Raw genomic sequence first — 11,102 nt, forward strand, 5'->3', positions numbered from 1 at the left:
CGCGAGCGAGGTCGCCTCGGCCTTCGCGGGCGGGGCCGCCTTGCGACCGCGGCTCTGCTTCGCCTGCCGGTGCTTCAGCAGGTCGCGCACCTGGTCGGGCTCGAGCAGGCCGGGCAGGCCGAGGAAGTCGAGCTCCTCCTCGCTGCCGACCTCGGCCTCGAAGCCGAACTCGCCGCCGTCGTACAGCACCCGATCGAAGGTCGCGTCGCTGCCGAGCGCCTGGAACGCACCGTCGTCGCCCAGGGTCGCCGACGCCTTCTCGAGCCGGTTCGCCGCGTCCAGCGCCGCGTCGTCGAGGCCGCCCACCATCGGGTCCTGCCCGTCGCCGGACTCGGGCCGGTCGAGCGCGTGGTCCCGCTCGAGCTCCAGCTGCTCCGCCAGCTTGAGCAGGATCGGCACGTTCGGCAGGAACACGGAGGCGCTCTCGCCCCGCTTCCTCGCCCGCACGAACCGGCCGATCGCCTGGGCGAAGAACAGCGGCGTGGAGGCGTTCGTCGCGTAGACGCCGACGGAGAGCCGGGGCACGTCGACGCCTTCGGACACCATCCGGACGGCGACGAGCCAGCGCTCCGTGCCCGCCGCGAACGCGGCGATCCGGTCGGACGCCTCCTTCTCGTCGGACAGCACGATCGCCGCCCGCTGCCCCGTCAGCGCGTGCAGCTGCTGGGCGTACTGCCGGGCGACGGACCTGTCGGTCGCGATGACGAGACCGCCCGCGTCCGGCACGTGCCTGCGCACCTCGGTGAGCCGCTGGTCCGCGGCCCGCAGCACGGCCGGGATCCACTCCCCCTCCGGCGACAGCGCGGTGCGCCACGCCTGAGCGGTGATGTCCTTCGTCGTCTCCTCGCCGAGCCGCGCGGACATCTCCTCCCCCGCGCTGGTCCGCCACCGCATCGCGCCGGAGTAGACCATGAACAGCACCGGCCGGACGACCCCGTCCTCGAGCGCGCGGCGGTAGCCGTAGGCGTAGTCGGTGATGGAGGTGCGGATGCCGTGCTCGTCCGGGGCGTACTCGACGAACGGGATCTGCGCGGTGTCGCTGCGGAACGGGGTGCCGGAGAGGGAGAGCCGGCGCTCGGCGTTCGCGAACGCCTCCCGCATCCCGTCGCCCCACGACAGCGCGTCGCCGCCGTGGTGCACCTCGTCCAGGATGACGAGGGTCCGCGCCTGCTCCGTCAGCCGCTTGTGCAGCGCCGGATCCATGCCGATCTGCGCATACGTCAGCGCGGCCCCGTGCCAGTGCCGGCCGAGCCAGCCGTCCGCGTTCCTGAACGCCGGGTTCAGGTGGATCGCGACCCGCTCGGCCGCCTCCGCCCACTGCCGCTTGAGGTGGTCGGTCGGGGCGACCACGGTGACGTGGTCGATCGTGCCGCGAGCGAGCAGCTCCTTCGCGAGCCGCAGGGCGAACGTCGTCTTGCCGGCGCCGGGGGTCGCCGCGACGAGGAAGTCCCTGGGCTCCCGCTCGAAGTAGGCGGCGAGCGCCTCCTCCTGCCAGCGGCGGAGGCGGGGACCCGCGCCCCACGGGGTGCGGTCCGGGAAGGCCGGCGGCAGCGCCGCGGCCTGGTGCGCACCGGGTGCTGCGTCGAACAGGCGGGACGCCCCCGTCGCAGGGGGACGCGGTGCAGGGGTGCTCATGCGGTGAGCCAGGCTATCCGCGGCCGCGGCGACGCGCCGAGGAGGCGCCGCCCTCGGGCGTTTCGCGTCGGCCGGGTCAGCGGATCGGGTGGGTCAGGCGCCACCAGATCGGCGCGGCCAGCACGTCCCGGTCCAGCACGAGCGGCACGCTCACCGGGCTGCCGTTCACCACGTACTGCACCGTGCCGACCCGCTCGCCCTTGCGGCCCCCGGTGATCGACTCGATGCGCGCCTCGCGGGTGAGCGTCGCCCTGCCCCATACCAGGCGGCTGACGTCCGTCGCGGCGACGGCCCTGCCGATCCCGCCCCATCGGGTCCGGTAGGTGCCGAAGGACTGGCCGGCCGTCGCGAGCGGGAGGTCGTGCAGGCCCCGCTGCACGCTCTTCAGCAGCGGGATCACTCGCGCGTCGAGGGTCGGGTGGTCCTTCGCGCCGAGGATCACCCCGACGAGGTGCACGCGCCGCTCGCCGACCTCCACCTCCGCGCTGAACAGCAGGTTCGCGCCCGTGTCGTAGGTGCCGGTCTTCAGCCCGTCGATGCCGAACCTGCCGAGCAGCAGGTTCGTGTTGTCCAGCTCGCCGACGTTCGGCTCGGTCGCCGTGCGCTTGCCGACCGCCGTCGCGATCACGGGGCTCGCGAGCGCGAGCCGCCCCAGCTCGACCAGGTCGGCCGGGGTGCCGCGATCGGCGGCGGACAGCCCGTTCGTGTCGACGACGGTGATGCCGGTGAGGCCCTTCGCCGCCAGGTAGGCCTTCGCCGCCGCGAGGTACTTCGGCACCGACCCGTACGCCCAGATCGCCAGCGACTCCGCGTAGTTGTTCGCGGAGGGGATGAGCATCGTCTCGATCGCGGCCCGCTCGGACGTCTTCCACCCGACCTGTACGGGCTCCCATGAGCCGTTCGCCGCGATCACCGAGGCGAGGATGTCCACGTCCCGCTGTCCGAGCACGATGGTCGGACCGTCCTCGCCTGCCGCGAGCGGCTTCGCGTCCAGCACGACCAGCGCCGTCACGATCTTCGTGATGCTGGCCAGCTGCCTGGGCGTCTGCGGGCCGCTCGCGGCGAGCACCCCCTCCATGCCGACGGCGCCGACGGCCGATGACCCGAACTCGGGGAGCGCGGCCTTCGCGGCCGCGGTCGTTCGGACGATCTCGGGCGACACCTCCGCGGCCGCCCGCGGCACGGGAGCCACGATCGCCAGCGGCACCCCGCCGCCCACGAGCAGGATGATGCCGACGGAGAGCCCGGCGACCAGGCGGCGGAGCCCGTAGCGGGGGGTCTCCTCACGCGGCACCGCACGAGTGTAGGAGGACGGCCGATGGCCCCCGTCCGGGGGGCACGGGGTGTCGCGGAACCCGGCGGCGCCCGGCTCAGCGGACGCGCGTCGCCCAGACCGCGACCGCTGCGGCCGCGGCGACGTTGAGGGAGTCGACCCCGTTGCCCATCGGGATGCGGACGTGCACGTCGGCGACGGCGAGCGCGGTCCGGCTGAGCCCGTCGCCCTCGGTGCCGACCACGAGCGCGAGCCGCTCGGGCGGGTCGTCGGCGAGCGTCTCGAGCGGCACCGCGCGGTCCGAGAGCGCGAGCGCCGCGATCGTGAAGCCCGCGTCGTGCAGCAGCGGCGCCGCCTCGCGCCACTCCGGCAGGCGGGTCCACGGCACCTGCAGCACCGTGCCCATGCTGACGCGCACGCTGCGGCGGTACAGCGGGTCGGCGCACCGCGGCGTCACCAGCACGACGTCGACGCCGAGCCCCGCGGCGCTGCGGAAGATCGCCCCGACGTTCGTGTGGTCGACGACGTCCTCGATCACGACGGCCCGGCGGGCGGTCCGCAGCAGCGTCGCCGGGTCGGGCAGGTCCGGACGGTGCATGGAGGCGAGCGCGCCGCGGTGCAGGTGGAAGCCGGTCAGCCGCTCGAGCACGGCGTCGTCGCCGACGTGCACGGGCACGTCCGGGAACGGCGCGAGCAGCCCCTCCAGCTGCGGCAGCCACTCGGCGCGGGTCAGGACGGCGCGGGGGCGGTGGCCCGTGCCGATCGCCCGGGCGATGACCTTGGTCGACTCGGCGAGGTACAGGCCGCCCGCAGGCTCGAGCAGCCGCCGCAGCGCGACGTCGGTGAGCCGGGTGAAGTCGGCGAGCGCGGGGTCGTCGAGGCCGTCGGCGGTGAGGGGAAGGACCCGCATCGTCGGCTCCTCCCGCCCGATTACGCTTCCAGGCTATGGGCCCGTCGAGCACCGCAGCAGGGGGCGGGCCGCCGGCGGAGGCAGCGGAGGGGGCCGCAGCCGACCTCCTCGACCAGGCGGCGCAGCTGCTCTCCGGCCGGTTCGCCGTGCTCACCGGCGCGGGGATCAGCACCGACTCGGGCATCCCGGACTACCGCGGAGCCGGTTCCCCGAAGCGCACCCCGATGACCATCCAGCAGTTCCTCTCCGACGGCTCCTTCCAGCAGCGCTACTGGGCGGGCAGCTACCTCGGCTGGCCGCGGTTCCTCGCCGCCGGCCCGAACGGCGGCCACGTGGCGCTCGCCGACCTCGAGGCCGCCGGCCGCGTGCTCGGCATCGCGACGCAGAACGTCGACGGCCTGCACGGCAGGGCGGGGTCGCGGCACGTCGTCGAGATCCACGGCTCCGTGGACCGGGTGGTGTGCCTGCGGTGCGGGCAGCTGTTCGCCCGCGGCGCGGTCGCGGAGCGCATCGAGGCCGCGAACGGCTGGTTCGTCGGCGGCGCGACCGTCACGCTGAACCCCGACGGCGACGCGGACGTCGGCGACGTCTCCGCGTTCGTCGTGCCGGACTGCACCGTCTGCGGCGGCACCCTCAAGCCGGAGGTGGTGTTCTTCGGCGAGTTCGTGCCGAAGGAGCGCTTCACGGAGGCGGCGGCGATCGTGACCAGGGCGGACGCGCTGCTGATCGCCGGCTCGTCGCTCGCCGTGAACAGCGGCATCCGGCTGCTCGAGCTGGCCAGGCGGCGCCGGATCCCGATCGTCGTCCTGAACCGCGGCCCGACGAAGGGCGACCGCGCGGCGACGCTGAAGATCGACGCGGGCACCAGCGAGACCCTCGCCGCCCTCCGCGACCGCCTCCTCCCCTGATCGCGGATCCGGATCCCTCTCGCGGATCCGGACCGGCGGCGCGACACGCCGTGCGCGAGGGCTCGATCCCGGCGTGTCGGCCGATCCGTCCGGATCCGCGAGCGGGTGGACCGGCCCGTACACTGCACGCACCATGACAGACCTCGTCCTCGTGCGCCACGGCGAGACGGAGTGGAACCGCATCGGCCGCGTCCAGGGCCGCACCGACATCCCGCTGAACGACACCGGTCGTGCGCAGGCGGAGGCGGCGGGCAGGCGGCTGCGCGACCAGCACTTCGACGCGGTCGTCGCGAGCCCGCTGTCCCGCGCGGCCGACACCGCGAGGATCATCTCCGCCGAGCTCGGGCTCGGGGAGCCGGAGCTCGTCGCCGATCTCGTCGAGCGCGACTACGGCCGCGCGGAGGGGATGACCGACGAGGCGGTGCAGACGCAGCTCGGCGGCCGCCTGGAGGCGCGGGAGTCCCGCGAGGCGACGGTCGCCCGCGTCACGCCGGCCCTGCTCGCCATCGCGGACCGGCACCCGGGTCAGCGGGTCCTGGTCGTGTCGCACGGCGGCGTCATCGGCTCCCTCGTCCGCGACGCCACCCGGTGGGCGTGGCCGCCGGACGGCGAGCGGATCGCGAACGGGTCCGACCACCTCTTCCGCGTCCAGGATGGCACGCTCGAGCTGGTCGAGTTCGCGGGCCGGCCCTGGTCGCAGGACCTCCTGCCGCCCGACGACGAGGCCGATCGCCGGGACTGACCGGAAGCCGGCCTCAACGAGGCAGCGCGGCGACCCGTTCCAGCACCGGCAGCAGCCGGGCGGCGGAGGCGTCCCAGCTGTAGGTCGCGGCCTGCGCGAGCGACGCCGCGGACCGGGCCGCCCACTCCGCCGGCTCCCCGAGCGCGCGGATCTGCCTCGCGAAGTCCGCCGGGTCGCTGGCGCGCGCGTACCGGGCCGCGTCGCCGCCGACCTCGCGGAAGATCGGCACGTCCGTCAGCACCACGGGGACGCCGCGCTGCATCGCCTCCACGACCGGCAGGCCGAAGCCCTCGTCGAGGGAGGCGGAGGCGAGCACGGTCGCGCCGTCGAGCAGCGCCGCGTACTGCCGCTCGTCGACGCCGTCGTGGAAGACGACCTCCGCGCCGCAGTCCCGGGCCAGCCGGGAGAGCGACGCCCGGACACCCGCCGGCACGCGGCTCGCGAGGTGCAGCGTCCAGCCCGGCAGCAGGCCGGCAGCGCGGACGAGCGTGGGCACGTCCTTGTAGCCGATGAACGCGCCCATGTAGACGATCGAGCGGCCGCGCTCCCCCGGCGCGGCCGCGGCGAGCGGCGCGCCGTCCGCCGCGTTCGGCACGACCGTGACGCGGCGACGGGTGAGCCGGTGCCGCCGGATCTCCTCCTCCACGGTCGCCGACACGGTGACGACCTCGTCGGCCCGATCGAGCAGCAGCCGCTGCGGCAGGTAGCTGAGGTACAGCAGGCGCCAGCCGAGCCGGACCCACCACGCGAACTCCGCCGGCGGGGTGCGGTGCCGGTAGTAGATGAGGTCGTGCAGCGTCAGCACGAGCCCGTACCGCCGGCCGATCGATCCGGAGGTCTGCAGCGGGCAGAGCACGACGTCCGGATGCAGCCGGTTCACCACGCGCGGGATCAGCGGCTCGAGCAGGGAGGTGGGCGGCCGGGTCCGCGCCCACGGCAGGTCCGGCAGCAGCGCCAGCTGCCGCTCGTCGTCGATCAGCATCGTCAGCGGCACGCGCCGGCCGAGTCCGCCGGTGATGCCGGCGGTGAACCGGCTGATGCCGTCGTGCCGGCCGTCCCGGCGCACGTACCGGCAGTCGACGACGAGCCTCATGCGACCGGCACGCCGGTCACCGACGCGATCTCCTCCGCCGCCTCGCGCGGCCGCTCGTAGTGCACGAGGTGGCCGACGTCGCGCAGCACCGCGAGCGTCGCGTCCGGCAGCATCGCCGCCAGCCTGCGCACGTCCTCGAGCGTCGTGATGTCGTCGTGCTCCGCGGCGACCAGGTGCACCGGCAGGGTCAGCCGCCGGGCCCACTCGGTGATGTCGTGGTCGACGGAGGCGTGGAAGGCCTCCACGACGACGCGGCGGTTCGCGTAGCCGGAGAAGTAGCGGTCGTGCTGGTTGTGGATCCACGCGCGGAGCGCCGGGTCCTTCGTCTTGGCGAGGAAGGCGCCGGCGCCGCGGGTGATCACGCGGCTCTGCAGCAGCGCGTTCCCCGCCCGCTCGGGCAGCGCGGCGCCGACCCCGAAGTAGAGGGAGGAGAGCCGCGTGCCCAGCGCGTTCGGCCCCTGCAGCGCCGGGGACGCGATCGGGTTGAGCAGCACGGCGCGGGCGGCCGGGAACCCGTCCGCGAGCGCCTTCGCGGCCACGATCGTGCCGAAGGAGTGGCCGATCACGACCACGTCGGGAGGCAGGTCGACGGCCGCGGCGAACCGGCCGAGCCAGGCGGCGTAGCCGTCGATCGAGTGCTCGCCGGGCAGCGGCGCGGAGGCGCCGAAGCCGGGCAGGTCCGGCGCGACCACGTGCACGCCCGGCAGGAACGACACGACCGGCTCCAGGCCGTGGTGGTCGCCGCGGAAGCCGTGCACGAGCAGCAGGGCGGGGCCGGAGCCGGGCTCGCCGTACTCCCACCAGGCGACGGGCACGCCGTCGACGAGCGTGTCGTGGCGGGCGACCGCGGTGCGGGCGAGGCCTTCGGCGTACGGGGAGGGGACGATGCGCATCGGTCGAGCAGTCTAGGAAGCCCGTCCCCATCTGCTCGGCCGTCACGCTGCTTCGCGTCGCGCCGGAACCGGCAGCCGTGGGCCCACAGGCCCGGCTCCTAGGATCGCGGCAGCGCCTCCTCCCCGGCGACCGAGAGGACCTCGAACGTGAGCTTCACCGCCCCGATCCAGCTGCCGGGCCTCACCCGCGACCCCACCTGGTACAAGCGGGCGGTGTTCTACGAGGTGATGGTGCGCAGCTTCGTCGACAGCAACGGCGACGGCACGGGCGACCTCTCGGGCCTGGCCTCCCGGCTCGACTACCTGCAGTGGCTCGGCATCGACTCCCTGTGGCTGCCGCCGTTCTACCAGTCGCCGCTGCGCGACGGCGGGTACGACATCTCGGACTTCAAGGCGGTGCTGCCGGAGTTCGGCACCATCGACGAGTTCCGCGACCTGGTGCGTCGCGCGCACGAGCGGAACATGCGCATCGTCATGGACTTCCCGCTCAACCACACCTCCGACGCGCACGAGTGGTTCCAGCAGTCCCGCAGCGACCCGGAGGGGCCGTACGGCGACTTCTACGTGTGGAGCGACACCGACGAGAAGTACAAGAACATCCGCGTCATCTTCGTCGACACGGAGGAGTCGAACTGGACGTTCGACCCGGTCAGGCGGCAGTTCTTCTTCCACCGGTTCTTCAGCCACCAGCCGGACCTCAACTACGAGAACCCCAAGGTCCAGGACGCGATATTCGACATCGTCAAGTTCTGGCTCGACATGGGAGTGGACGGGCTCCGGCTCGACGCCATTCCCTATCTGTTCCAGAGCGAGGAGGGCAACGGCGAGGGCGAGCCGAAGACCCACGAGTTCATCAAGCGGCTGCGCGAGTACGTCGACCGGGAGTACCCGGGCAGGATCCTGCTCGCGGAGGCGAACCAGTGGCCGCGCGAGGTCGCCGCGTTCTTCGGCACCGAGGACGAGCCGGAGTGCCACATGGCGTTCGACTTCCCGGTGATGCCGCGCATCTACTACTCGTTGCGCGCGCAGACGGCCACCGAGCTGGTGAAGATCCTGTCCGAGCAGACCCACATCCCCGACGCCGCCGCCTGGGGGGTCTTCCTCCGCAACCACGACGAGCTGACGCTCGAGATGGTCGACGAGGAGTACCGGCAGGCGATGTACGGCTGGTACGCGTACGACCCGCGGATGCGCTCGAACATCGGCATCCGGCGGCGGCTGTCCCCGCTGCTCGACAACTCGCGGGCGGAGCTGGAGCTCGCGCACGCCCTGCTGTTCTCCCTGCCGGGCAGCCCGTTCCTCTACTACGGGGACGAGATCGGCATGGGCGACAACATCTGGCTGAACGACCGCGACGCCTCCCGCACGCCCATGCAGTGGACGCCGGACCGCAACGCCGGGTTCTCGACCGCGGACCCGGGCAAGCTGTTCCTCCCGGTCGTGCAGTCGCTCGTGTACCACTACTCCCTCGTCAACGTGGAGTCGCAGCTGGCGCAGTCGCGCTCGGTGCTGCACTGGGTGCGCAACGTGATCCACACCCGCAAGGCGCACCCGGTGTTCGGGCTCGGCGACCTCACGGTGATGGAGACGGACCACGACGCGGCGCTCGCGTTCCTGCGCAACTACGGCGGCTCCGCCGGCTCGATCGGCGACCAGGCGGAGGCGGTGCTCTGCGTGTTCTCGTTCCTGCACAACCCGGTCTCCGTGACGATCACGTCGCCGGACCTCGCGAACCATACCCTGACCGACCTGTTCGGCGGCAGCCGCTTCCCCTCGTTCGACGCGGAGGGGAAGGTGACGATCACGCTCGGCACCCAGAGCTTCTACTGGTTGCGGGTGGCGCAGCCGGTCGCCGCGGAGGTGCCGGTCGTGACGACCGCGATCCCGATCATCCAGAGCGCGACGCCGCCGAACGAGCCGCAGGGCTGAACGACGGCGGCGGCTGCGCGCCGCCCGGGCGATGTCCGACGGGACCCGTAGCGTCCCGGGCGTGACGCAGGACACCCCGACGCTGCTGTTCGAGCTCGACGTGCAGCCGCAGCCCGTGGAGGATCGCGCCCCGGTCGCGTCGACCTGGACGCCGCCGCGGGCCGTGCCGATCGCGGAGCCGATGCCGCTCCCGCTGGCGCTGCTCGACGAGGCGGTGCCGCCGCCGCCCGTCGTCCCGCTGCCCGAGTGGGCGTCGGCGCTCGGCGTCTTCGACCTCGAGACGACGGGCGTGGACACCGCCACGGCCCGGATCGTGACCGCGCACGTGGGGCTGATCGACGAGACCGGCGCCGTCGTGGAGCGCAAGGACTGGATCGTGAACCCGGGCGTCCCGATCCCGGAGGGGGCGGCCGCCGTGCACGGCATCACCGACGCCAGGGCGCAGCGGTTCGGTCGCCCGCCGGGCGAGGTCGTCGCGGAGATCCTCGCCGCGATCCGCAGCCTCTTCCTGCGCGGGTTCCCGCTGGTGGTCTACAACGCCCCGTACGACCTCACCCTGCTCGCCGCCGAGGCCGTGCGGCACCGCCTCTGGCCGCTCGAGGTCACCGCGCCCGTCGTCGACCCCTTCGTGCTCGACAAGCGGATCGACCGGTACCGCCGGGGCAAGCGCACGCTCTCCGCGGCCTCGGCGGTGTACGGCGTCCCGCTGACCGACGCGCACGACGCCGGCGCGGACGCGATCGCGGCCGGGCGGCTCGCGCAGGCGATGGCGCGACGGCACCCGGACGAGCTGACGCTCACCGCGGCGGCGCTCCACGAGGCGCAGGTCGGCTGGTGCTCCGAGCAGGCCGAGCGCTTCCAGGCCTACATGCGCGAGCAGCGCGACCCGGCCTTCACGACCTCGGGGTCCTGGCCCCTCCGCGCCTCCGGCGACCGCTGACTCCCGGCGGCACGGACGGCGAAGGGCCGCTCCCCCGCGGGGAAGCGGCCCTTCGATGAAGGCCTAGCGGCCGAAGTTCTTGAAGCGCTGGTTGAACTTCTCGACGCGGCCGGCGGAGTCCATGATCCGCTGCTTGCCCGTGTAGAAGGGGTGCGACGCGGAGGAGATCTCGATGTCGATGACCGGGTAGGTCGTGCCGTCGAGGTCGATCGTCTTGTCGCTCGTCGCCGTCGACCGGGTGAGGAACGTCTCGCCGGAGGCGAGGTCGCGGAAGACGATCTGGCGGTACTCGGGGTGGATGCCGGACTTCATGGTGGAGGAGACCTCTTCGTGGATGGAGGACGAGTCTGAGGCCGGACCGGGCGGAAGCACGGTCGCGGCGGGCCGTTCCCGGCCGACCGTCGATGCTAGCAGAGCCGGAGGGTCGCGGATCAGCCGCCGACGGCCGCGCGCGCCGCGAAGCGGCCGTCGCGCTCGGTGATCTCGACCGCGAGGCCGAACGTCTCCGAGATCCTCTCGGACGTGATCGTGTCCCCGATCGTGCCGGCGGCAACGATGCGCCCGTGCTGCAGCAGCAGCGCGTGCGTGAACCCGACGGGGATCTCCTCCACGTGGTGGGTGACCATCACCATGCCGGGCGCGGAGGGGGCGCTGGCGTAGCCGCCGAGCAGCTGCAGCAGCTCCTCCCGGGCGCCGAGGTCGAGGCTCGCGGCGGGCTCGTCCAGCAGCAGCAGCTCGGGGTCGGTCATGACCGCGCGGGCGATCTGCACCCGCTTCTG

10 protein-coding genes and 1 pseudogene are annotated in these 11,102 nt (G+C 73.5%); 4 read left to right on the forward strand and 7 right to left on the reverse strand.

Features of this window, described 5'->3' with window-relative positions; translation table 11 throughout:
- The 3 genes from ACFE60_RS13895 to ACFE60_RS13905 all read right to left on the reverse strand — a co-directional run.
- The coding region (locus ACFE60_RS13895) for a DEAD/DEAH box helicase (protein WP_375389459.1) at positions 1–1,635 on the reverse strand (1,635 nt) is incomplete at its 3' end.
- Between the two features lie 76 nt (positions 1,636–1,711).
- Positions 1,712–2,929, reverse strand: a complete 1,218-nt coding sequence (locus tag ACFE60_RS13900; RefSeq protein ID WP_375389460.1) for a D-alanyl-D-alanine carboxypeptidase family protein — start codon at positions 2,927–2,929, stop codon at positions 1,712–1,714.
- A 76-nt stretch (positions 2,930–3,005) separates the two neighbouring features.
- Positions 3,006–3,818, reverse strand: coding sequence for a TrmH family RNA methyltransferase (locus tag ACFE60_RS13905; RefSeq protein WP_375389461.1), 813 nt, complete (start codon positions 3,816–3,818; stop codon positions 3,006–3,008).
- Positions 3,819–3,853: 35 nt separating this feature from the next.
- Between ACFE60_RS13905 and ACFE60_RS13910 the strand changes: the two genes are divergently transcribed.
- On the forward strand, positions 3,854–4,726 hold the full coding sequence (locus ACFE60_RS13910; RefSeq protein ID WP_375389462.1) for a Sir2 family NAD-dependent protein deacetylase: 873 nt from the start codon (positions 3,854–3,856) through the stop codon (positions 4,724–4,726).
- Positions 4,727–4,859: 133 nt separating this feature from the next.
- Positions 4,860–5,468 (forward strand): histidine phosphatase family protein, encoded by a 609-nt coding sequence (locus ACFE60_RS13915; protein WP_375389463.1) that lies wholly within the window; start codon positions 4,860–4,862, stop codon positions 5,466–5,468.
- A 13-nt stretch (positions 5,469–5,481) separates the two neighbouring features.
- On the opposite strand, the gene ACFE60_RS13920 is transcribed toward ACFE60_RS13915, so the two are convergent.
- Both ACFE60_RS13920 and ACFE60_RS13925 read right to left on the reverse strand, forming a co-directional pair.
- Positions 5,482–6,561, reverse strand: a complete 1,080-nt coding sequence (locus ACFE60_RS13920; RefSeq protein ID WP_375389464.1) for a glycosyltransferase family 4 protein — start codon at positions 6,559–6,561, stop codon at positions 5,482–5,484.
- Positions 6,558–7,454, reverse strand: coding sequence for an alpha/beta fold hydrolase (locus tag ACFE60_RS13925; protein WP_375389465.1), 897 nt, complete (start codon positions 7,452–7,454; stop codon positions 6,558–6,560). Before ACFE60_RS13925 ends, ACFE60_RS13920 begins: the two co-directional genes overlap by 4 nt.
- Before the next feature lie 147 nt (positions 7,455–7,601).
- Here ACFE60_RS13925 and treS point away from each other — a divergent pair, with 147 nt between their 5' ends.
- Together treS and ACFE60_RS13935 are read left to right on the forward strand one after the other, a co-directional pair.
- A complete protein-coding gene (gene treS, locus ACFE60_RS13930; RefSeq protein WP_375389466.1) occupies positions 7,602–9,383 on the forward strand; it encodes a maltose alpha-D-glucosyltransferase in 1,782 nt (593 codons plus the stop codon).
- Positions 9,384–9,444: 61 nt separating this feature from the next.
- The gene (locus tag ACFE60_RS13935) at positions 9,445–10,323 is read left to right on the forward strand and encodes an exonuclease domain-containing protein (protein ID WP_375389467.1); all 879 of its coding nucleotides are present in this window, start codon (positions 9,445–9,447) and stop codon (positions 10,321–10,323) included.
- 63 nt (positions 10,324–10,386) lie between these two features.
- Here the strand turns inward: ACFE60_RS13935 and ACFE60_RS13940 are convergent, their stop codons facing one another.
- Both ACFE60_RS13940 and ACFE60_RS13945 read right to left on the reverse strand, forming a co-directional pair.
- A complete protein-coding gene (locus tag ACFE60_RS13940; RefSeq protein ID WP_375389468.1) occupies positions 10,387–10,635 on the reverse strand; it encodes a type B 50S ribosomal protein L31 in 249 nt (82 codons plus the stop codon).
- A 119-nt stretch (positions 10,636–10,754) separates the two neighbouring features.
- Positions 10,755–11,102: pseudogene (locus tag ACFE60_RS13945) on the reverse strand (ABC transporter ATP-binding protein); the annotation flags it as partial.

Source organism: uncultured Amnibacterium sp. (assembly GCF_964245895.1).
Taxonomy (GTDB): Bacteria; Actinomycetota; Actinomycetes; order Actinomycetales; family Microbacteriaceae; genus Amnibacterium.

Coding starts and splice junctions, on each gene's coding strand:
- ACFE60_RS13905 (WP_375389461.1), bottom strand. CDS start 3,818: ATGCGGGTCCTTCCCCTCACCGCCGACGGCCTCGACGACCCCGCGCTC.
- ACFE60_RS13910 (WP_375389462.1), top strand. CDS start 3,854: ATGGGCCCGTCGAGCACCGCAGCAGGGGGCGGGCCGCCGGCGGAGGCA.
- ACFE60_RS13915 (WP_375389463.1), top strand. CDS start 4,860: ATGACAGACCTCGTCCTCGTGCGCCACGGCGAGACGGAGTGGAACCGC.
- ACFE60_RS13920 (WP_375389464.1), bottom strand. CDS start 6,561: ATGAGGCTCGTCGTCGACTGCCGGTACGTGCGCCGGGACGGCCGGCAC.
- ACFE60_RS13925 (WP_375389465.1), bottom strand. CDS start 7,454: ATGCGCATCGTCCCCTCCCCGTACGCCGAAGGCCTCGCCCGCACCGCG.
- ACFE60_RS13940 (WP_375389468.1), bottom strand. CDS start 10,635: ATGAAGTCCGGCATCCACCCCGAGTACCGCCAGATCGTCTTCCGCGAC.